20 protein-coding genes are annotated in these 22,576 nt (G+C 60.8%); 9 read left to right on the forward strand and 11 right to left on the reverse strand.

The features are described from left to right. Positions 1-3 precede the first annotated feature (3 nt). From AC1965_RS17685 to AC1965_RS17710, 6 genes are all read right to left on the reverse strand, one after another. A complete protein-coding gene (locus AC1965_RS17685) occupies positions 4-192 on the reverse strand; it encodes a hypothetical protein (protein WP_483885142.1) in 189 nt (62 codons plus the stop codon). A gap of 120 nt (positions 193-312) precedes the next feature. Then, on the reverse strand, positions 313-1,008 hold the full coding sequence (locus tag AC1965_RS17690; protein ID WP_483885143.1) for a YjbF family lipoprotein: 696 nt from the start codon (positions 1,006-1,008) through the stop codon (positions 313-315). Further along, positions 1,005-3,182 (reverse strand): YjbH domain-containing protein, encoded by a 2,178-nt coding sequence (locus AC1965_RS17695; RefSeq protein ID WP_483885144.1) that lies wholly within the window; start codon positions 3,180-3,182, stop codon positions 1,005-1,007. Before AC1965_RS17695 ends, AC1965_RS17690 begins: the two co-directional genes overlap by 4 nt. A gap of 131 nt (positions 3,183-3,313) precedes the next feature. After that, positions 3,314-5,197 (reverse strand): polysaccharide biosynthesis protein, encoded by a 1,884-nt coding sequence (locus AC1965_RS17700; protein WP_483885145.1) that lies wholly within the window; start codon positions 5,195-5,197, stop codon positions 3,314-3,316. A gap of 188 nt (positions 5,198-5,385) precedes the next feature. Then, positions 5,386-6,009 (reverse strand): sugar transferase, encoded by a 624-nt coding sequence (locus AC1965_RS17705; RefSeq protein WP_483885146.1) that lies wholly within the window; start codon positions 6,007-6,009, stop codon positions 5,386-5,388. Positions 6,010-6,071: 62 nt separating this feature from the next. Continuing rightward, positions 6,072-6,941, reverse strand: coding sequence for an NAD-dependent epimerase/dehydratase family protein (locus AC1965_RS17710; RefSeq protein WP_483885147.1), 870 nt, complete (start codon positions 6,939-6,941; stop codon positions 6,072-6,074). A gap of 136 nt (positions 6,942-7,077) precedes the next feature. Between AC1965_RS17710 and AC1965_RS17715 the strand changes: the two genes are divergently transcribed. Continuing rightward, a complete protein-coding gene (locus AC1965_RS17715) occupies positions 7,078-8,199 on the forward strand; it encodes a polysaccharide biosynthesis/export family protein (RefSeq protein WP_483885148.1) in 1,122 nt (373 codons plus the stop codon). A gap of 9 nt (positions 8,200-8,208) precedes the next feature. On the opposite strand, the gene AC1965_RS17720 is transcribed toward AC1965_RS17715, so the two are convergent. The 5 genes from AC1965_RS17720 to AC1965_RS17740 form a co-directional block, all read right to left on the reverse strand. Next, the gene (locus tag AC1965_RS17720) at positions 8,209-9,453 is read right to left on the reverse strand and encodes a glycosyltransferase family 4 protein (RefSeq protein ID WP_483885149.1); all 1,245 of its coding nucleotides are present in this window, start codon (positions 9,451-9,453) and stop codon (positions 8,209-8,211) included. 69 nt (positions 9,454-9,522) lie between these two features. Further along, positions 9,523-10,302 carry a carnitinyl-CoA dehydratase gene (locus AC1965_RS17725; RefSeq protein ID WP_483885150.1) on the reverse strand — a complete coding sequence of 260 codons (780 nt, stop codon included), beginning with the start codon at positions 10,300-10,302 and terminating at the stop codon, positions 9,523-9,525. 1 nt (position 10,303) lies between these two features. After that, positions 10,304-12,331, reverse strand: a complete 2,028-nt coding sequence (locus tag AC1965_RS17730) for an acetate--CoA ligase family protein (RefSeq protein WP_483885151.1) — start codon at positions 12,329-12,331, stop codon at positions 10,304-10,306. A gap of 298 nt (positions 12,332-12,629) precedes the next feature. Next, positions 12,630-13,802 (reverse strand): acyl-CoA dehydrogenase family protein, encoded by a 1,173-nt coding sequence (locus AC1965_RS17735; protein ID WP_483885152.1) that lies wholly within the window; start codon positions 13,800-13,802, stop codon positions 12,630-12,632. Continuing rightward, positions 13,792-14,544: a class II aldolase and adducin N-terminal domain-containing protein gene (locus tag AC1965_RS17740; RefSeq protein WP_483885153.1), complete on the reverse strand. Its 753-nt coding sequence runs from the start codon at positions 14,542-14,544 to the stop codon at positions 13,792-13,794. Before AC1965_RS17740 ends, AC1965_RS17735 begins: the two co-directional genes overlap by 11 nt. Before the next feature lie 100 nt (positions 14,545-14,644). Between AC1965_RS17740 and AC1965_RS17745 the strand changes: the two genes are divergently transcribed. The 8 genes from AC1965_RS17745 (at position 14,645) to msrA (ending at position 22,558) form a co-directional block, all read left to right on the forward strand. Beyond that, on the forward strand, positions 14,645-15,541 hold the full coding sequence (locus tag AC1965_RS17745) for a LysR substrate-binding domain-containing protein (RefSeq protein WP_483885154.1): 897 nt from the start codon (positions 14,645-14,647) through the stop codon (positions 15,539-15,541). A gap of 125 nt (positions 15,542-15,666) precedes the next feature. Beyond that, positions 15,667-17,469 carry an adenine deaminase gene (gene ade, locus AC1965_RS17750; RefSeq protein WP_483885155.1) on the forward strand — a complete coding sequence of 601 codons (1,803 nt, stop codon included), beginning with the start codon at positions 15,667-15,669 and terminating at the stop codon, positions 17,467-17,469. Beyond that, the gene (locus AC1965_RS17755) at positions 17,466-18,929 is read left to right on the forward strand and encodes an AMP nucleosidase (RefSeq protein WP_483885156.1); all 1,464 of its coding nucleotides are present in this window, start codon (positions 17,466-17,468) and stop codon (positions 18,927-18,929) included. The genes ade and AC1965_RS17755 overlap by 4 nt, the downstream gene beginning before the upstream one ends. A 128-nt stretch (positions 18,930-19,057) precedes the next feature. After that, on the forward strand, positions 19,058-19,345 hold the full coding sequence (locus AC1965_RS17760; RefSeq protein WP_483885157.1) for an HU family DNA-binding protein: 288 nt from the start codon (positions 19,058-19,060) through the stop codon (positions 19,343-19,345). 213 nt (positions 19,346-19,558) lie between these two features. Then, positions 19,559-20,428 carry a DMT family transporter gene (locus tag AC1965_RS17765; protein ID WP_483885158.1) on the forward strand — a complete coding sequence of 290 codons (870 nt, stop codon included), beginning with the start codon at positions 19,559-19,561 and terminating at the stop codon, positions 20,426-20,428. A gap of 69 nt (positions 20,429-20,497) precedes the next feature. After that, complete coding sequence (locus AC1965_RS17770; protein WP_483885159.1) at positions 20,498-21,481, forward strand: GlxA family transcriptional regulator; 984 nt, start codon at positions 20,498-20,500, stop codon at positions 21,479-21,481. A gap of 121 nt (positions 21,482-21,602) precedes the next feature. Next, a complete protein-coding gene (gene msrB / locus AC1965_RS17775) occupies positions 21,603-22,052 on the forward strand; it encodes a peptide-methionine (R)-S-oxide reductase MsrB (protein WP_483885160.1) in 450 nt (149 codons plus the stop codon). Next, positions 22,049-22,558, forward strand: a complete 510-nt coding sequence (gene msrA / locus AC1965_RS17780; RefSeq protein ID WP_483885161.1) for a peptide-methionine (S)-S-oxide reductase MsrA — start codon at positions 22,049-22,051, stop codon at positions 22,556-22,558. The genes msrB and msrA overlap by 4 nt, the downstream gene beginning before the upstream one ends. Positions 22,559-22,576: the final 18 nt, after the last annotated feature.

Below are 22,576 nucleotides of genomic sequence, written 5' to 3' on the forward strand. Positions count from 1 at the left end.
CAATTAAGGGGTGCTTGTCACTGTGGTTTCATCTTCCAGCACGACGATCATCGTGATCAAACCGATACCGCCAACGATGCCTAGGCCTGGGTTCAGGCCATTGCCAAGCCCGGTAAGACCTTGGGCAGAAGCGGAGACTGTCAGGCCTGCGGTCAATGCGGTTGCGGCGATCAGAGTAGCAATCTTTTTCATTTCATTTTCCTTATGGGGTTGGGCTGTTCGTGATTAGCAATTTATCCCATCTCCTACAACAGAAACGGCATTTGTCGTCATTAAATAACTTCGAATTGTAACTATTTAGCACAATCCCGGTTAATTCTTTAGTCGTTCGATACTCATGTAGCCAAATACAGGCCCGCCCCACTGCCGCGAGCGCCGCATGCGGCCGCCATTGGTTTCTACCCAGTATTCGTTGGTGAACCGGGTTTGCCCATGCTGGCATGTTTCGCGCAAATGATAGGTCGACACACGTTGATCAACGATCTGGATAACCTCGCGCCCCAATTGGGCCACGTCGCATGAAAACGCTATTGCATCAGCGGTGCCGTCTAGCCGCGCCACGGTGAACAGACGCTCGCCACCCCCGCCAACACCGTCAAAGCCCGCAAGCGTCGTCTGCGCCTGCGCTGAACGGATATCCCCGCCCAGACCCTTGGACCCTACCAGAACACCGTCGCGCAAGATCAGCTGCGCATTGTCTGTCGATTTCCAGACTTCGATCTGTCCGGGCGTATCGTCGGTGCGCCGACCAACCAGAAACAGGAAATCCTGAAGCCCGGTCGAATCCGGCACCACCTGCAACACCTCGCCCGGCGTTTCATCCAGCAGTTTGCGGGTGACCGTCACCCGGCCCCGCGTCTGATCCGGCTTTGCCGCCGTGGCGCGCACAGCACCAACAAGCGATGACCCGACAGAGGCCAAATCCCCCTGGTTGGCGTCCGACCCGCCACTGCACCCGGCCAGAACGACTGCGGCAATCAGGCCGAGGCCCAGTGAAAAACGATTCATTCCCAAACCCTCGACCATTGCCCTTCGAGGGCGTTGCTGTGGCCACTGCGCACCTGCTCGTACAACCGGCCCGGCACGTCCAGCCGTGCCCCGCCATCGCGCTGGATGGGACGGATCGTGGTCGAAATGGCGCGCTTGTTCGGCGTGCCGAGGAACCAACTGACCGGGATCGTCAGGTTGATACCCTTGTCAAACGACCCTTCGCCAAATTCTGTCGACGACACATCCGTGAGCGTAAAGAATCCGCCAACGCGCCAGCCATTTTCAAATTCACGGGTCAGGGTGACAGTCGCCCCGATGTCTTTTGCCAGATAGCGTCCCACATCAACTTGGGCGTGATAGCCATCGCCAAATTCGTAATAGGCCGACACATGTCCGGTTGCGACGCCGTAGTTCTGAAACCCGAACCGTCCGTCAAAATCCCGTTGTTTGACGTAATTCGCCTCAACCCCAAGGGCCAGACTGCTTGCCACAGGTTTCCACAACAGTTCTGCCGACACGCCGCCGAACATCCGCTCCAGGTAACCGGCGGTCACGCGTGCATAAAGATCATTGCCCGGCTTCCACTGCTTGCTGACATAAAGCGTGTCGAGCACCGTGTCGTTGCCTCTGGCATACTCAAGCGAATCCGTGCGCACATGTTGCAGCACCGAATTGCTGGGACGGTTTGCATCGCCGATATCGCCGCCCAACCGATGTTTCAGACTACCCGCAACGGTCCAGCCCGGCGCCGGGCGATAGCTCGCCTCCAGCTTGAGCCCGGCATCAGCACGCACCGGCTGATCTGGGTCAAAGTAGCTGGGCGCGACATAGGGCCCCAATGACCACGAGAAATCGGGGTAAAGATCGGCGTTGGTCACCGCGCCTGGCAAGGTGGGCGTGGCCGACCCAATGGCGCTGACCGCCAAGAGGGCATCCGCCGCCTGCGGATCATATTCCAGCGCTTCCAGATCGGACCGTCGGATTGTCACCGTGGACTGGGCCAAGTTGCCTTCGACTGTCACGATACGGAAGGTTTCCACCGACGCTGGCAAGACTTGCGCCATTGCACGCGCGGCCCGCCCAACGGCAACCGATCGCGCCTGATAGCGGTCGTTGCGCAGCCGCAGTTCCGCCTGGTTCGGATCGACCTTTAGCGCCAGCAATGTCAGCCCGCTGGCCGCCAGCACCGGTTTCATCTGGTCGCGCAATGCTGCGGGCGCCCCCGCTTGCGTGGCCCAGCCCGTACCCCAGGCCTGCGGCGCACTGGCGCGGCTTGGGCGCAGTTTCAATGGTGTCGTCGGCGTCACCTTCATCGGCGCCTGCGCAATCTTGGGGTTCAGCTGCAATTGCAGATTTACGCCGAATTCCGACCCGTAAAGGTAATAGGCCCCAACGCGCATGCGGTCCGAATACTGATATTCCGCGCCAAAATTGAACCGTGATTTGCGCGTAAATACGCCCCTGTCCACCGCTTCGGACTGATAGGCATCAGAACTGTATTCCGCCTTGACCGCCCAACGGTCATCAACTTGCCATTCAACCCCGGCAAAGGGGGCAGCGGGCCCGCGAAACCATTGATCATAGGAAGGCTTGCCGCCGGTGCTGCCCGGCACAAACGCCTGCCGCGGCCCCCCAAAGGGCGACCCGATTGCGCCAGAACTGCCCAACCGGCCCCACCCAAGGCCCGCAGAAACCCGGACTGAACCGGGGATTGACGCGCCTTCAAATGTCTTGGTCGCGACGACGTATTCACCCGCATAGATCCCGGTACCGGCGAAATCCTGTAAACCAATCGTCACCGCAGGCCAAAACCGGTCTTCTTTCTTCAGCAGGTACCGCATGTCAAAGCTGCGGTCACGATAGGTTTCAAATCCGCCGAAATTCCAATCCTGAATGCCGACATAGCGAAAACTTGCAGACAGGCGCGGGGTGGCCTGGAATGTCATCGTCGTCCGCGTCATTCCGGCAAAATTCGCCACGCCGATCACGAACTGCCCGTCCGGCAAGGCATGCGCCGTGGGCATGTCCACCAACCCCGGCGAGCCGTAGAAATTCAACGAGGGACGATCAGGAACGTCAAAGATACCCGCAGGGTCAGCAGTCGCGGCCGACCCGGCCACCAGCGTAACCGCCAGCGTGCTCAGCAACCGTCTGGCACGACGCTCGTTTTTCAGATTGGAAACCTGCTGCACTGTGCTGCCCTTTGCCTGCGATCATTGTCTATCTGGTTCTGCATGGACCAGCGGCACAAATCAACACCCGGGAAACGCTTTGCCCGCTTACGCGCTCCGATTGCGGCAATCGGGCGACAGGCACCGCACGGTCACGACAGCATGCGTACCGCCGACGCTTCTTCTGCGCCCTCGACCCAGCGGCGCACCACGTCGCGGGCCATATCTTCGCTGCTGGCCACCAAGGCCTCGCGCAGCCGCCGCATCGCTGCGGCCAATTCGATCTCGGACAGGCCAACTTCGCGGGTGGAAAAAATCTTGGGGTGACCCGTGCCGATCAGGTCGCCTGACAGGGTCAACTCTTCGGTCATCTTTTCGCCGGGGCGCAGACCCGTGATGGCAATCTCGATGTCACCATCGGGATGGGCTTCGTCGCGCACCGTATAGCCCGCGCTTTCAATAACCTGCCGCGCCAGTTTGAGGATCGGCACCGGCTTGCCCATATCGAGCACGAAAACTTCACCGCCCTGCGCCATCGCGCCGGCCTGCAAGACAAGACGCACGGCCTCTTGTACGGTCATGAAATAGCGCGATACGGATTTGTCCGTCACCGTCAGGGGCCCGCCGCGGCTTAGCTGTTCCTGAAACAGCGGCACGACCGAACCCGACGATCCCAGAACATTGCCAAAACGCACCATGGAAAAGATCGTATTGCCAGGCTCCCCATGGATGCGCGCCATGTCCTGAACCACCAGTTCTGCCAACCTCTTGGACGCGCCCATCACATTGGTCGGGCGCACCGCCTTGTCAGACGAGATCAGCATAAACCGCTCAACCCCCGCCTTGGCTGATTGTTCGGCCAGCGTCTGGGTGCCAAAGACATTGTTGACCAGCCCGGCCAGCGGATTGGCCTCGACCAGCGGCACATGTTTATAAGCCGCCGCATGCAGAACCACATGAACCTCGTGTTCTGACATCACCTTGCGCAGCTGCCGGGCGTCCGTGATCGACCCCAGAACCGGTACGATCACGATATCGGTGCCTTCGGTCAGCTGCCGCAATTCCATATCAATGTTATAAAGCGCAAGTTCGCTAAGCTCGTAGAGGATCAGCTTCGTCGGGCGACACTGTAGCACTTGTCGGCACAGTTCAGACCCGATGGACCCCCCGGCACCAGAAACAAAAACCGATTTACCGGAATAGCTGACCGTCCCTTCCGCGATGGAATGATCCACCTCGGCGCGGTTCAGGAAACTATGTGCCGACAGCGGCGTCAGCTTGTCGACCAGCGCCTCTTCACCGATCAGTTGGGCAAAGGACGGCAGGGTTTGCACCTCCAGCCCCATCTTTTCGAGCCGCCGAACGATCTGTGCCTGCTTTGGCCCGCTCAGCGAAGGCACCGCCAGCAGCACCCGGTCGATCTGCTTGTCGCGCACCAGATCGGCAATGTGCAGCGGCGTATAGACCGGTAGATGTGCGACGCGCAGCCCTTGTAGGGCGACGTTATCATCGACAAACGCCACCGATTCAATGTTTTCGTGCCCGCGCAGCGCCGACACCAGCTGTGTCCCGGTTGTGCCCGCACCGTAAATCAACACGCGGCAGCGGTTCGCCCCATTTCGATAGATCGCCAGAACGATTCGCAGCAGCAAGGCCCGCGAGATCACGACCAGAGAAAAGAAACTGGCCCCAAGCATCACATGCAGGCCAATGGGCAGACCCAGACCCGCAATGTACGATGCCACCAAAGAGGTCATCGTCAACGCCCCGGCCAGCAGCGCGGTGTTTCCGATCGCTGCCGTCTCATAGGCGCTCAACTGAATGGTGCACACCCCCAGCCAGATCGATAAACCTGCCGAAACGATCAAAATGTAGGGGATTATCGGCGCGTAAACTACCATATTGTGCAGCACACCGCCCGGCAATCCACGTGACGCCAGGGCAAAGGTAAGCGACAGAATGATCAGTGCTGCATCCAGCGCCAACATCACCCCACGCTTCTGCTGCTTGGTCATTGATTTAATAAGGCTTAGCATCAGCGGCAAATTTTCCCGAATGCGGTGCAGCAAAGCATGTTGAGTAGCTAGGGTTTATAATAGGTTTGGCAACTAGAATACAACCTAATGCATGACAAGGCTGCTAATCCCCACACACGTTTCTGTCACATAATGCTGCCGATTACTACGTATAGGCGAATTGGCCGCCTTGTTCGGCGCTATCCGGCCTAGCTGCGTCCACCCTTGCGGCGAAACAGGTTGCCGATTGTCTGAAACACCAGATCAAAATCGTAGCAGGTGCTTTGGTTGCGCTGGTAAATCAGATCCAGTCGCGCCTTGCGAGGCACGCAGATGCGGCAATAGATATCGTCGGTTTGCTGCGGTGTCTGGCACCGCGCCAGCAACCGGTCCTCGTGCTTGTGAAACCGGATCGTCGCCAGCCCGGTGACACCCGGCCGCGAGCGCAGCACCTCGGCATAAACTTCGGGAAACCGCTCGACATATTCGCGCAGCGGCGGGCGGGGTCCGACAAAGCTCAGATCGCCGCGCAGGATGTTCCACAGTTGCGGAAACTCATCCAGCCGCCGCGCGCGCAGCCATGCGCCCGTCCGGGTGATCCGCGCTTGCTTGTCGCCGCCCGACACACCCTGATCCTCGGCTACCACCGTCATCGTGCGCAGCTTCCACAGGTCAAATCGCTGATCGGGGGCTTTCATCCGTTCGGCCACGTGAAACAGCGGTCGGCCTTCCTTTACCAGCAGCCAGATCAGCAAACCGATCAAGATGGGGCCAAGGATGACCACCAGCAGGCTGGCAAAGAACAGATCGAAAATGCGCTTGCGCCAGGTCATTCACAGGCTTTCATACTGAGGCTCTCATCGGTGGGCTTTCGCTCCGGTGTGGTCGTCCATCGTCAGGTTTGCAGATCACAGTCGCGCCGCCATTCCGCAACTATCCCTGCCGGGGTGCTGCTGTCTGCCGCAAAATCGACGTGACGTTCAAGCGCTTTTGTATCCAGTGCGACCTGGGCGATCGCGCCCTGTGTCGCGGGTCGCGGCCTCCACGCCAACCCGGCAGCATCCAGCAGGGCGCCCATCTCGACCGTGCCGGGGGCGGCGATGTTCAACACCTCGGGTAGGTCGGCGGTGCGGGTCAGGTGATGCAATACCCGCGCAAGTGTCACCGGCCCGATGTAACTGCGACGTGGTGTGCTGCCGTCGGAAAATCGGTCGATCTGCATCCCGGCGCGCCAACCGCCAACAATGGCGTCGGCCCCGGCGACATTCCCGATCCGCAATATCGTCAGCGCCACTCCTGCCTTTTGCGCCGCCGCACGCGCCGCTTGCTCCATCGCTAGCTTGGACGTGCCGTAGTCCGACACGGGCGTGGCCTGCTGGCCCTCGCTCAACGCGCCCACCGCCCGGCCATAGACCGCCGCCGAAGAGGCCACAAAAACGCGCGGCACGCCCGCCCGCCCCGCAAGGTCAATCGCGGCAAGAGCAAGATCACTGTTCAGATCAAAGGACACCCCCGCCGCAGCCGTGATGGGGGTAATCCCCGACAGGCAGATCACCGCCGCCACTCCCTGCGCGCTGGCCAGCGCCTGCCGCTGTTGCACCAATGGATCAAAGGCAAGAAATCCGGGCCGCGCCTGCCTGCTTTGACAGCGCAAGTCGGCGGGTGTCGGCCAGTGTCTGCGCAGCATTCCGCCAAGACGGCCAGTGGCCCCCAGCAGCAGCACATTGTTTATTTGACCGCAACGGTCCGAAGTCATTGACGCCATGGGTACAGCCAGTATCTTGCGCAGCATAGAATTCCAACTGGGGGTGGAGTTTTGCAAGCCGCTTATCCTCGTGCATCTTGTACAGGGGTTGCTTTGCATCCCCGAATGGAATCGACCTAAACGAGCGGTTGTGCAGATGATAAGCATGGTTTCCAAATTCCTGATCTCCTGCCTGCTTGTAGTCGGCCTAAGCGCCTGCGGCACGCTGCCCCGCGGTGCCGCCCTTGAAAAAGAGGTGATACAGGACGCCGACGCACCGGAATCTGACATCGCCGTCTATCCCGTCACACGGGCGTTTCTGCCCAGCGTCGCCCAGTGGCCCAACACCGGGGCATCGCGCCACGGTTGGCTGGGTCAAAGCCGTGGGTCGAACGCACAGGTCATCCGCCCCGGCGACAGCCTAGATATCCTCGTCTGGGACAGCGGCGAAAACTCGCTTCTGACCAGCCCCGAACAACAGGTCGCCGCAATGCCCGGCATCCGTGTGTCGGAAAGCGGGACCATCTTCATGCCCTACGTCGGCAAGGTGCAGGTCGCCGGCCGCACCCCCGACAGCGCGCGCCAACTGATCCAGCGACAAATGGAAACCATCGTGCCTGCCGCGCAGGTGCAACTGGCCATGACCGAAGGCCGTGCCAATTCCATCGACCTTGTCGGCGGGGTCAACCAGCCCGGCAACATCGTGATGCCGGATCAGAATTTCTCGGTGCTCGCTGCGATCTCTGCCGGGGGCGGTGTGCGTGACAGCATGGAGAACCCTCAGGTCAAACTGGTGCGCGGCTCGAAAATCTATGCCACGTCGCTTGACCGGCTCTATGAGAATCCCAGCCTAGATTCCCGCCTGCACGGCGGCGACAAGGTGATCATCGAAGAAGACCGCCGCTATTTCCTGTCTTTGGGTGCCGCCGGGCGCGAAGCGCAGCATGCCTTTAACCGCGATACAGTGTCAGCGCTTGATGCGTTGGCCATCATTGGCGGCGTCAATGACAACCGGGCCAACCCCCAAGGCATCCTGATCCTGCGCGAATACCCCAACAGCGCCGTCAGCGCCGGCACCCGTGGCCCACGCAAGACACGCGTCGTCTTTACCCTTGATCTGACCACCTCCGACGGCCTGTTCTCGGCGCGCAACTTCCCGATCCACTCCGGTGATCTGGTGCTCGCCACAGAAAGCCCGCTGACCAATACACGCACCATACTTGGGCTTGTCGGGTCGGTCTTTGGGCTGGTCAACGCCGCCAACAACGCCGCCAACTAACGCGGCATCCTAGCCAATCTGTTTGCTCTCGGGCAGCAACGCGTTGATCTGCGCCAAATGCTCGGGCAGGCATTTGCCAAGGAAATCATAGGTTTTCACCACATGCGCCCGCGCCGCACGGCCCAACGCCGCATGGGCATCGGGACGCGCCAACACATCGACCACCTGTGACGCCAATGCCTGCGGATCAAAGAAATCGACCAACAGCCCGGTCTTGCGATGGGTCACTGCCTCGCGCACCGGGGCCACGTCCGACGCCACAATCGTGGCTCCCATCGACATCGCCTCCAACAACGACCACGACATCACAAAGGGCATCGTCAGGTAGATGTGGCAGCGGCTGACCTGGATCAACTTGCGATAATCCTCATAGGGCACCTGCCCCAGGAAATGCACCCGGTCCCAATCGACACCCGCGCCGACTTCGGCCTCCATCTCGGCGCGCAGCCCGCCGGGGTGGGTGTTCTTGCCGCCATAAGACACGTCGTTGCCCCCCACGATCAACACTCGCGCGCGGGGTCGCTCCTTGAGGATACGCGGCAGGGCGCGCATCAGGATGTGAAAGCCACGGGTCTTTTCCAGATTGCGCGCGACATAGGTCACCACCTCGTCGTCGCGGGTCAGCGGCTGTGACAGTCGCCCCAGTTTAAGGCTCGCATTGGGATCAGGCAGCAAACGGTCGGTCCGGATACCGTCGTGACAGACATACATCTTGCGGTGAAAGCTACCCGGAAACCTGTCGCGCTGCCACTCGGTCGGGCAATGGCCCAGATCGACCGTCTCGATATTGCTCAGCGGCACCGCGTTACGCGCATGGGCCAGATAGGGCGCATGTTCCGATGGCGTATCGTCAGGGTCGAACCCCACCAGACCGCCGGTCATGTTATAATAATACTCGAAATAGCCGATGATCGGCACATCCGGCCAAAGTTGCTTGAAAAACGTCAGCTCGCCCCAGCCCACATGCCCGATGATGATATCGGGCCGAAACCCATCCCGCGCCTCGATCTCGCGCGCCGCTGCCACCGCGCCATAGCCGTTGCCGGTCGCCTCCTCCCAGACCTTCGACAATCCATAGGCTTTGGCACCGGGGCGGTGGTGTGGCTGATATATGCGGGTTTCGACGCCGGGCATTACAGGCGCCGCGCGTCGTTGGGTCAGGAAATAGATCCTGTGCTGCCCCGACAGCGCCAGCCACCGCACCAATTCCCGATACTGGCCCGGCATGTTCTGATGCACGAAAAGGATATTCATCTGCTCACACTGCCGCCATTCCAATCGCAGCCAGTTAGCGTCAACACCGCCTGTCTGGCAACCGGCGGTCTACTTTCCCTTCCAGACCGGATCACGCTTTTCCGCAAAGGCGCGCGCGCCCTCCAGCTGATCCTCGGACGCATAAAGCCGATCCACCGATTCCAACTGCCGCCCGGTGATGCGGTTCATCGCATCCTGAAACTTGGCATCCTCGGCATCGCGCACGATTTCCTTGATCGCGGCGTAAACCAGCGGCGGACCAGAGGCCAGCAGCCGCGCCAGTTCCCAGGCCCGCTTCATAAGTTGATCAGCGGGCAGTATCTCGTTCACCAGCCCCCAGCCCTTGGCCTCTGCCGCATCAAACCAACGTCCAGTCAGCAGCAGTTCCATCGCAATGTGATAGGGAATGCGCTTTGGCAGTTTCACACTGGCCGCATCCGCCACGGTGCCAGAGCGGATTTCAGGCAACGCAAAACTGGCATGATCCGCCGCTAAAATCATATCCGCCGATAACGCCAGTTCCAGACCACCGCCGCAGGCGATACCGTTCACCGCTGCAATCACCGGCTTGTTCAAGCCGCGCAGCTCCTGCAACCCGCCAAACCCGCCAACGCCGTAATCCCCATCCACCGCATCGCCATCGGCGGCCGCTTTCAAATCCCAACCGGGGCAAAAAAACTTCTGCCCCCCGCCAGTGATAATCGCCACGCGCAACGCTGGATCGTCACGGAATTCGGCAAAGACTTCGCCCATGCGCCGCGATGTCATCAGATCAATCGCATTGGCCTTGGGCCGGTCCAGCGTCACCTCCAGAATGCCGCCCTCGGCCTTGGTCTTTATCGGGTCCATGTCATTCTCCTTCAAGGGCGCGCCTGATCAGCGCATCAACTGCAACTGCCCCGTTGGGCGTGCAAATCAGTGGATTCACCTCAACTTCGCTGAGCGTCGCATGATGTGCAATCACATAGGCCTGCACCGCCATCACCGCTGCAATCACAGCCGACACATCGGCCCCCGGCGTGCCGCGATAGCCGTCTAGCAGGGGCCAGATGCGCAAGCGACGCAACGCGGCGTCGATATCGGCAGGTTCGATCGGCAACAGCAGCGATTGCGTGTCCTGCCACAACTCGGTCAGCACGCCGCCCGCACCCAGGGTCAGCACGAACCCGTGCGCCGCATCATTGGTGACCCCCAACAACAGTTCCGCCACACCGCCCTGCACCATCTCCTCAACCAGAAAAGCACGGGCCGACATCTGCGCCGCCACATCTTCGATCTCGTCCGGGCGCAGGTTCAACCGCACGGCCCCGGCTTCGGACTTATGCGCCAGCCCGATGCCTTTCAGGACCAACGGCGCCTGCAACGCCGCCGCTGCCTGCGCCACCTCCGCCGCCGTCCCCCCACCTAAGCCCAAAGGCACGGCCAAACCAAAGCCCGCCAGTTCGGACTTCGCCACATCCTCCGTGATCAATGTGACGCCCGCCGGATCAGAGCCGCGCAACGGCGGATGGGCCGACGCCGTGGCGCTCAAACTCGCAGCCTCCGCCGCCGCAATCGCCTCCGTCAGTCCCTGCAACGGGGTAACCCCGCCGGCCATCAGCCGCGCGACCACATCGCGTGGCAGCAATTCCGGCAAGGTGCTCACAACCGCAACAGGCCGCCCGGTGCGCCGCCGCACCTCCAACGCCGCCTGCGTCGCGCATTCCCAATCAGAAGCATCGGTGTGCGGATAATCGACGATGACCAACGTCAGCGCAATATGCGCCGCGGCCATGGCCGACCAGGCATCCGCCATCCGCGCCGCATCGCGCCAGATATAGGTGTGATAATCCAATGGGTTCGACAGCGCCACCATCGGCCCCAAAGCTGCCGCCAGCGCCACCCGCTGCGCCGCCTGCAACTGCGGGAAATACACGTCACGGCCCAGCGCCGTGTCAGCGGCCAGACTGGCCTCGCCGCCGGAGCAGGAAATCGACGACAGCGCCCTGCTGTCCAACCGCCCGTTGCAATGCAGCAGCTTCAGCGTTTCCAGAAACGTCGGCAGATCATAGACCCGCGCGATCCCCAGATACCGCAACAGCGCCGCTGCCCCTGCATCACTGCCCGCTAAAGACGCCGTATGCGATACCGTCGCGCGCTGCGCCTGCTCCGACGCACCGACCTTGAGCACGATCAACGGCACATCCCGCGCCGCCGCCTTGCGCGCCAGAACATGCCAAAGCCCTACATCGGCGAAACCCTCAACATGCAGACCAATTGCCGTGACACGCGGATCATCCAAAAGCGCCATGGCAATATGGGCCTGACTGGTCTGCGCCATGTTGCCACACGTGACCGTATAGGCAATCGGCAGCCCCCTCCGCTGCATGGTCAGGTTGATCGCGATGTTCGACGATTGCGTCAGAATGGCCACGCCTCGATCGACCCGCCCGCAGCCATGCTGATCCGGCCACAGCAAGGCGCCATCCAGCGCATTGATAAAGCCATAACAATTCGGCCCCAGCACCGGCATATCCCCCGCCGCGGCAACCAACGCGGCCTGCAAATCCCGCCCAGTTTCATCCTCTGCCCGCGCCTCGGCAAAGCCCGAAGCGAAACACACCGCACCACCTGCCCCTTTGGCAGAAAGCTCCGCGACGACATCAATGGTGACATGGCGGTTCACGCCGATGAAAACCGCATCTGGCACCACCGGTAGATCCGCAATGCTCGGGACCGCTGTTACCCCCTCAACGGTAATGCCACGGGGATGCACCAGATGGATGCCGCCGCCAAACCCCATCCGCCGCGATTGCCGAATGATCTGCGTGCACCAGGCGCCACCGCCAATGACGGCAATGTGACGGGGCCGCAACAACCGCGAGAGGTCACTCGTCATGGCAGTCGGTCCGCCAAAAGAAATTCAATGCCTCCGGCGGAGGGTATTTTTGACTCAAAAAAGTAAGAAGAAGGCCCCAAGGTGCCCCCGCCGTACGTGACGAGCGGGGGACTTTTCCGAGTGCGGTCATCGGCGCCTCCGCCTGTACCGCAACGAAAATCTAACCTTGCCAAAGTTAACGATCGGTAAACCAGAGCGTCCTTTCGGCTTTTTTGAGTCATAAATACCGCGGGGGGAGTCGCGCATGCGACGGGGGGCTGGCCCCCCGCTGCGGTCGGCGCGATCACGCGGCGAAACATCATGCCCCAAGCGCCCGCAGCATGTCGCGGCTGATGATATGGCGCTGGATTTCGCTGGTCCCGTCCCAGATCCGCTCCACCCGTGCATCGCGCCAGAAGCGTTCTAGCGGGTAGTCGTCCATCAATCCCATACCGCCATGTAGCTGTATCGCGGCATCCGTCACGCGCGACAGCATCTCAGACGCGTACAGCTTGGCACTCGCGATCTCGCGGTTGGCCGGCAGATCGCGGTCCAGCCGGTTCGCCGCCGCCAATGTCAGCAGATCGGCGGCGTCGATTTCGGTGATCATATCCGCTAACTGAAACGATACGCCTTGAAACTTGCCGATTTTCTGACCGAACTGTTCGCGCGTCGCGGCATATTCCAACGCATAGTCAAACACCCGCCGCGCGCGCCCGACGCTCATCGTGGCAACCGTGATCCGCGTGGCGTAAAGCCAGGTGTTCATCACCTCGAACCCGCCATCGACCTCACCCAAAACCTGCGCATCGGGCAGTCGGCAATCGTCAAAATCGAGGATCATATTCTTGTAGCCACGATGACTGACCGACTTGTACCCGTCCCGAATAACAAAGCCCGGCGTGCCGCGGTCCACCAGAAAGGCCGTAATGCGTTTCTTCGGCCCCTTGGGGGTCTGGTCCTCACCTGTGGCGATGAAAACGATGATGAAATCAGCATGCTCCGCGCCCGAGATAAAATGCTTGGTGCCGTTCACGACCCAATCGCCGCCATCGCGCACCGCGTTGCATTTCATGCCGCGCACGTCCGACCCCGCACCGGGTTCCGTCATCGCCAGGGCATCCATCCGCTCTCCGCGTACAGCGGGTATCAGGTATCGTTCGACCTGGTCACCTTCACAGGCCATCAAGATATTCTGTGGCCGCCCAAAAAAGTGGTTCAGCGCCATCGACCCACGTCCCAATTCACGCTCCACCAGCGCGAATTCCAGATGATTCAGTCCGGCACAGCCCACGCTTTCGGGAAAGTTGCAGGCGTAGAAACCCAGCTCGATTGTCTTGCGCTTAATCTCATCGGCGATCTCTTGCGGTACCTCGCCCGACCGCTCAACCATCTCCTCATGCGGGTAAATCTCGCGCTCCACAAAGTTGCGGACGGTATCGGCAATCATGTGGTTTTCTTCGCTCAGCCCATACAGCAGTTCACTTGTCATAATCGGAACTTTCTGCGTCCAAAATCGCCTTCAACTCGGCCAGATGCCGCGTATCCTGCTCTGGATACTCTTCCAACTCGCGCGCCGTTTTCTCGGCAATGTCATCAGGAATGCGGCGCAGCGGCATGCCGGTTTGCAGCGCCCTGATATAGGTCTCTGCCGCGCGCTCGAAATAATAGAGCCTGTTAAAGGTGTCTGCGACGCTATCACCGATCACCAGAACACCATGGCTGCCCATCACCATGACCTTCTGCTTGGGATCGCTTAGCAGCTTGGCACAACGCGCGCCTTCGTCGCCAAAGGCCAGCCCGCCGTAATCCTCGTCGATCACCACCCGGTTGAAAAAGGTACAACAGTTCTGGTCGATTGGCGGCAGGCGGCTGTCTTGTAAACACGCCAAAACCGTTGCGTGGATCGAATGCACATGCATGACACAACGCGCATGTTTGCAGGCGCCATGCACCCCACCATGCAGCCCCCAGGCGGTCGGGTCGGGCGCATCCGGCCCTTCCAGCGTCGCCGGATCATCGGCGTCAATCAGCAGCAGATCGCTGGCTTTGATGCGGCTGAAATGCACTTGGTTCGGGTTCATCAGAAACTGTGTCCCCGCAGGGTTCACCGCCATTGAGAAATGGTTCGCCACGCCCTCGTGCATGTCCAACCGCGCCGTCCAGCGGAACGCGGCAGCCAGATCAACGCGCTCTTGCCAATGGTCCATATTCTGTCGTGTCGGGCTATTCATCTGCGGCTCCTGCGATTTTGTCACAGCCTGCCTGATAGTCCCCTTGCCTGACCAACGAAAAAAACGCAGGTTTGCCAGTAGTGCAGCTTATGGATGGTTTATGCAGCGCAATACCCTGCCCCCCTTGAACTGGCTGCGCGCCTTCGAGGCCGCCGCACGACATCTGTCGTTCACCGGGGCGGCGGGCGATCTGAACATGACGCAAAGCGCCGTCAGTCAGCAGATCAAATCGCTTGAGGCGCATCTGGGCCGCCCACTGTTTCACCGCCGTGCCCGTGCGCTGGAACTGACCCAAACCGGCATGACCTATCTGCCCGTGGTGCGAGAGGCATTTCGCACCCTGACCCATGGCACCCGCGCAATCACCCGAACCACCCAAGACCTGTTGCGCGTGCAGTGTAACCTGACCTTTTCTATCCAGTGGCTCGCCCCGCGCCTGCCGCAGTTTCAGCGCCAGCACCCGGACATCCAGCTTGATATCTCGACCGAACTTTGGGCCCCTGAACATATGGTCGAAGGCGCCGACATCGAAATCCGCTATTCCCTGCGCCCGCCCGCGTCTGTTGTGGCGGAACTGCTGCACCGTGGCGACTATTATCCGGTCTGCGCGCCGGGCTACCCTGTCTCGCTTGCGACGCTTGCCCAGCAGCCCCTGTTTGATTGTTCCAGCATGATGGGAAACTGGGCAATATGGGCCGAAGAACAGGGTCTAACATGGGATAATCCGCCCATTACCTATGTCACCACATATTCAGTGCCTCTGGCCATCGCGGCGGCGGGCGGCGGGCTGGCGCTGGCGCATGATACCATCGCCGCCGGGATGATTACCGCAGGCCAGTTAATTGCACCATTTGCCCACCGCGCCCCGATGCACGAGGCGTATTACCTGATCCAGTCCGCCCCGGCACAAAGCCTGCCTGCGGCAGAGAAGTTTGTCGCGTGGTTGCGGAGCGAAATGGCGCGGTTTCATGCCGAGCATCACCAAACGCCTGTTTAACCCACTAAACAGAGCCTAATAAGGTCTCTTTGGCCAAAGAACCATTATCACTCCGCGCCTGGCGCTACCCGGGAAACCCGCGCAGCCCCGCTTGAACCTGCCCTGCCCTTGTGGCACCTTGGGACATGACACATCAAACTTTTCCCTCATGGCCAGACGTGGCCGCCGAATTGGTCAATGTTGCAGCGGGCCGCAGCCCTGCCGACACGATCATCACGGGTGGCATTTGGGTCAATGTTCACACCCGCGAATGTCTACCAGATCATGATATCGCCATTGTCGCCGGGCGCATTGCCTTTGTCGGGCCGGATGCCAGCCATTGCCGGGGCGATGCCACTCGCATGATCGACGCCAAGGGCCGGTTTATGGTCCCCGGCCTCTGCGACGGGCATATGCATATCGAATCCACCATGCTGACTCCTGCGGAATTTGCCCGCGCCGTCATCCCGCATGGCACCACCTCCGCATTTACCGATCCGCATGAGATCGCCAATGTGCTGGGCCTCGATGGCGTGCGCATGATGCATGACGAAGCGCTTATGCAGCCGATCAATATCTTCACGCAAATGCCTTCCTGCGCGCCCTCCGCTCCGGGGCTTGAAACCACCGGCTTTGAAATCACTGCCGATGATGTCGCCGAAGCGATGGCATGGCCCGGCATCATTGGTCTTGGCGAGATGATGAATTTCCCCGGTGTCAGTGCCGCAGACCCCAAGATGCTGGCCGAAATCGCCGCCACCCAGCGCGCGGGCAAAACCGTGGGCGGGCATTATGCCTCGCCCGATCTTGGCCCCGCCTTTGCCGCCTATGTCGCGGGAGGCCCCGCCGATGATCACGAGGGCACCTGCGAGGCAGACGCGATTGCGCGGATGCGGCAGGGGATGCGGTCAATGATCCGGCTTGGCTCCGCGTGGTATGACGTCGAAACCCAGATCACCGCCATCACCGAAAAGGGGCTCGATCCGCGCAACACGATCCTATGCACCGACGACAGCCATTCCGGCACCATCGTCAGCGAAGGGCATATGAACCGCGTCGTCCGCCACGCCATCGACTGCGGCTGTGACCCGCTGGTGGCGCTGCAAATGGCGACGATCAACACCGCCACCCACTTTGGGCTGGAACGCGAGGTGGGCTCTCTCACCCCCGGCCGCCGCGCCGATGTGATCCTGACCTCAGACCTCAAAACCCTACCAATAGAGACTGTTTTGGCCCGTGGGCAGATCGTGGCGCAGGACGGCGAATGCCTTGCCGACTGCCCGCATTTTAATTGGCCCGATGCCGCGCGTAACACCGTGAACATTGCGCGTGACCTGACAGCGGATGATTTTAACATCCCCGCCCCCGAAGGCGCAAATGCCGTGACCGCCAACGTCATCGGTGTGGTCGAGAATCAGGCACCGACACGGGCGCTTAAATTCGAATTGCCCGTTACCGATGGCCGGGTGCAGGCCACGGGCGAGGTCTGCCAGATCGCGCTCGTCGAACGGCACCGCGCCAAGGGGACAGTGGTCAACGCCTTTGTCTCGGGCTTTGGCTATGAGGGCAAGATGGCTATGGCCTCCACCGTGGCCCATGACAGCCACCATATGATTGTCGTGGGCACCGATGCGCAGCAGATGGCGTTGGCCGCCAACCGGTTGCGCGCGGTGGGCGGCGGCATCACCATCTTCCGCGACGGCACCGAACTGGCACTGGTCGACCTGCCCATTGCCGGGTTGATGTCGGACAGCCCCGCCGCAGATGTCGCTGGCAAGGCCGACAAGATGATGCAGGCGATGCGCGATTGCGGCTGCACCCTCAACAACGCCTATATGCAACATTCACTTCTGGCCCTTGTTGTGATCCCGGAACTGCGGATCTCGGACCTGGGCCTTGTCGACGTCAAGAAATTTGAATTTATCCCTTTGTTAGAGCCACAAACATGACCACGATCCTGACCCCCGAAACCCTCCCGACCGAGAAATTTCGCGATGCGACCGCCGCGGTGGACCGCCTGACCGAGCTTTACAATCAGGCCACCGGATTCCTGCGGACCGAGTTTGCCAAGGCGATGGAGACCCAGGCCCCACCGACCCGCATCCGCGCCTTTTACCCTGAGGTGCGTTTTCGCACATCGTCTTACGCCCATGTCGATAGCCGTCTGGCCTTTGGCCATGTTTCCTCTCCCGGCACGTTTTCGGCCACGATCACCCGGCCCGACCTGTTCCGCAGCTACCTGATCCAGCAGATCGGCCTGCTGATCGAAAACCACGATCAACCAGTGATCATCGGCCCGTCCGAAACACCGATCCCTGTGCATTTCGCCATGTCCGCCGACCCATCGCTGAACGTCCCACAGGAAGGGGCGGCCGATTTCACGCTGCGCGATGTCTTTGACGTGCCCGACCTCAGCACCACCAACGATGATATCGTCAATGGCACCTATGTCCCGCCCGACAACGTGCGCCCGCTGGCCCCGTTCACGGCGCAGCGCGTGGATTATTCGCTCGCACGTCTGGCACATTATACCGCCACTGACCCGGAACATTTCCAGTGTCACGTGCTGTTCACCAACTACCAGTTCTACGTGACCGAGTTCGAGGAATACGCCCGCGCCATGCTGCGCGACCCCGACAGCGGCTATACCTCCTTTGTCTCCACCGGCAACGCCGAGATCACGGACGGTGATGCGCCCCTGCGCGAAACTCTCAAGACGCCGCAGATGCCCACCTACCACCTGAAACGCGCCGACGGGTCTGGGATCACGCTGGTCAACATCGGGGTTGGCCCCTCCAACGCCAAAACCGCGACCGATCACATCGCCGTGCTGCGGCCCCACGCCTGGCTGATGGTCGGCCACTGTGCCGGCCTGCGCAACACGCAGGCGCTGGGGGATTTTGTGCTCGCCCATGCCTACCTCCGCGAAGATCACGTGCTTGACGACGATCTGCCTGTCTGGGTGCCGATCCCGGCGCTCGCCGAAATCCAGATTGCGCTGGAACAATCCGTGGCACAGGTCACTCAGCTTGAAGGCTACGAACTTAAGCGTATCATGCGCACCGGCACCGTCGCCACGATCGACAACCGCAACTGGGAACTGCGCGACCAGTCCGGCCCGGTTCAGCGGCTCAGCCAATCACGCGCCGTGGCACTTGATATGGAAAGCGCCACAATCGCCGCCAACGGCTACCGCTTTCGGGTGCCCTATGGAACGCTGCTGTGCGTGTCGGATAAACCGCTGCATGGCGAATTAAAGCTACCCGGCATGGCCTCAGACTTCTATAAGACCCAAGTTGCGCGGCATTTGATGATTGGAATCCGTGCCATGGAACTGCTCCGCAGCACCCCGTTGGAGCGGATTCACAGCCGGAAACTGCGGTCATTCGACGAAACCGCGTTCCTGTAAGGGTAAAAACGGCAGAAAATCGCATATTTTCCTATTTTTGACGCCACTATTCGTTGTGTTATCCCACTACATACCGTTACATTCCGGCCATGAGGCCCTAAACTCGGGCAGTCTAAGGAGATAAAAAGATGGCAAAACCAATGACAAAGACTCAGCTCGTTGCTGCACTCGCAGAAGACATGGGCACAGACAAGAAATCCGCAGGCGCAGCACTTGACGCCGTTTGCGCGTTGATCACCCGCGAAGTATCCGGCGGCGGTGCAGTCACCCTGCCAGGCGTCGGCAAAATCTACTGCCGCGAACGCCCAGAGCGTATGGTGCGCAACCCTGCCACCGGCGAGCAGTTCAAGAAAGAAGCCGACAAGGTTGTCAAAATGACAATCGCAAAGGCGCTGAAAGACAGCGTGAACGAATAAGCCCCGGCTTTTTCAACAGTTCAAAGGGTCACCTTCGGGTGGCCCTTTTTTTGTGCGGTGGGGCGGAACAGCCCGGAATAACGCGCACAGCGCGCCGGGCATCGCCTGCCCGCCCCGCAGGCAGGCGATGCCCTCTCTCAACGACAGCCCCCACCTTGCCCTTCCCTGCAAATCCATCCATTGCTTGTCCCTAGGGCAAGGCAGGGGCAGCACATGGACATTCGCGCAATTTTGATGGGGCTGGCCTTTGCCATCATGTGGTCCTCGGCTTTCACTTCTGCCCGGATCATCGTCGCCGATGCCTCGCCGCTTTTCGCCCTTTCTCTGCGCTACCTGATCTCGGGCCTCATCGGCGTCGGCATCGCCTTGCTGCTGGGGCAAAGCTGGCGTTTGACCCCCGCCCAATGGCGCGCCACGATCATCTTTGGCGTTCTGCAAAACGCCGTCTACCTGGGCCTGAACTTCGTCGCCATGCAAACCATCGAAGCTTCCCTCGCTGCCATCATCGCCTCCACCATGCCGCTGCTGGTCGGCTTTGCCGCCTGGGCCTTCTTGGGCGAAAGGCTGCGGCCCCTCGGGGTTATCGGCCTGCTGGCCGGGATTGCGGGCGTCGCGATCATTATGGGCGCGCGTCTGGGTGGCGATGTTGACCTCACGGGCCTGCTGCTCTGTGCCATCGGGGTCATCGCCCTGACGGCGGCCACCCTGCTGGTGCGCGGTGCCACCTCGGGCGGCAATTTCCTGATGGTCGTGGGGCTGCAAATGCTGGTCGGCTGCGTAGCGCTGTCGCTTGCAACCCTCCTGTTCGAAACCCCGCGCATCGACCCGAATTGGAAACTTGCCGCCGCCTTTGCCTATACCTGCCTTGTGCCCGGTCTGGCGGCGACTGTGGTCTGGTTCTGGCTGGTCAACCGCATCGGGGCCACCCGTGGCGCCACCTTCCATTTTCTCAACCCGTTTTTCGGCGTCGCCATCGCGGCCTTGTTGCTGGGCGAAACCCTTGGCCCACGCGACATCCTTGGCGTGGCGATCATCGCAGGCGGCATCCTTGCCGTGCAAATCTCGCGGCAAAAACAAGCCTAGGTCTTTTCTGCGCCAAAGCGTGCCGCAGATAGGACGCCCCGCTGTCGAAATCTCGGCAAAACTGGCGGCATGACCAACACGCCGCCACCCAAAGCTTACGCCTTCGTGCTGATCCCGGGGTTTTCAACCCTGGGCTTTTCCTGTGCGCTGGACACGCTTTCGCTGGCCAATCATCACCCCTCCGGGCGGCAGTTTTATCGCTGGCGACTGATCTCCGAAACCGGCGCGCCGGTGGCGGCCTACAACGGCGTCACGATCGCCGTGGACAGCGCCCTGACCGACCTGCACCGCGACGAAACCCTGATCGTCTGCGCCGGCGAAAATGCGGGGCAAGGCAGCACCAAATCCCTGCTAAGTTGGCTGCGCCGCGAGACTCGCAAGGGGATGGACTTCGGCGCGCTATCCTCTGGCACCTATACGCTCGCGCTCGCCGGGCTGATCGGCGGAAAACGGGTGACCACCCATTGGGAATACAAATCCGCCCTGGCCGAAATGCTCCCCGATGTGATCATGGAAGACACCATCTTCTCGGTCGATGGCCGCGTCTTCACCTCTGCCGGGGGGGCCGCGTCGATGGACATGATGCTGCACCGCCTGCAACGCGACTACGGGGCAGACATGGCCACATGGGTCGCAGATCAAATGATCTACACCACCCCCCGCGCCCATAGCCACGGCCAGCGCATATCCCTGCAAGCGCCGCCGCAGATTCGAAACTCCAAACTGATGCAGGCCGTGCAGATCATGGAAACCAATCTCGAAGACCCCCTGCGCCCGGACGAGATTGCAGGCCGCGTCAGTCTCTCCACACGACAACTGGAACGGCTCTTTGCCAAATACCTGCAAACCTCGCCCAAACGTCACTACCTGCTGCTGCGCCTTGATAAGGCCCGCAACCTGCTGCGCCAAACAGACCTGTCCGTGACCAATGTCTGCGTCGCCTGCGGTTTTCAATCGCTCTCGCATTTCTCCAAAAGCTACCGCGCGACATATGGCATCCCGCCGGGGGTCGAGGCACAGGGCGGCAAGGTGTTGTGGTCCGCCCCCGCCTGACCACAGCCGCGCCCTCCGCCTTCACTTTCCAGTGCGCGCCACAGACAATCCCTTTGAATTTCCGCGCGCAACCCCATCTAATAGGCCACGCCCCGAACAGGGGTCCGAGTAGGAGAACGCCATGCCCCGTTACGAAAAGAATCCCGACGCCATCGCGGCGCTCACCCCCGAAGAATACCACGTCACCCAGGAAAGCGGCACAGAACGCCCCGGCACCGGCAAGCTGCTCAGCAACAAGGAGCCGGGCATCTACGTCGATATCGTCTCCGGCGAACCGCTCTTTGCCAGCGCCGACAAATACGAAAGCGGCTGCGGCTGGCCCAGCTTTACCAAACCGATCGAGCCCGCCCATGTAAGCGAGTTGCAAGACGCGTCGCTGGGCATGGTCCGCACCGAAGTGCGCAGCGCCCATGGCGACAGCCACCTCGGCCACGTCTTTCCCGACGGCCCACCAGACCGTGGCGGAATGCGCTATTGCATCAACTCCGCGTCCTTGCGTTTTGTCCACCGCGACGACATGCAGGCCGAAGGCTACGGCGAATATCTAGATCAAGTGGAGAACGTATCATGACTCATCAGCGCGCAGTATTGGCCGGTGGCTGCTTCTGGGGCATGCAGGATCTGATCCGCCGCCGCTTGGGCGTGATAGACACCCGCGTCGGATACACAGGCGGCGACGTACCGAATGCCACCTATCGCAACCACGGCACCCACGCCGAAGCGATCGAGATCACCTATGATCCGGCGAAAACAAGCTACCGGGAATTGCTGGAATTCTTCTTTCAGATTCATGATCCCACCACGATCAACCGCCAGGGCAATGACCGCGGGATGAGCTATCGCTCCGCAATCTACTATGTCGACGAAGCGCAGAAAAACACTGCGTTAGAGACGATTGCAGATGTCGAAGCCTCCGGCATCTGGCCGGGCAAGGTCGTGACCGACGTCGAACCTGTCAGCGATTTTTGGGTGGCCGAGCCAGAGCATCAGGACTATCTGGAGCGTATTCCAAACGGCTACACCTGCCATTTCCCGCGCGCCGACTGGGTGCTGCCCAAACGCGCAGCGGCTGAATAAACGATAATTCCAGAACGT

It is taken from the genome of Sulfitobacter sp. KMM 9851, assembly GCF_057178245.1.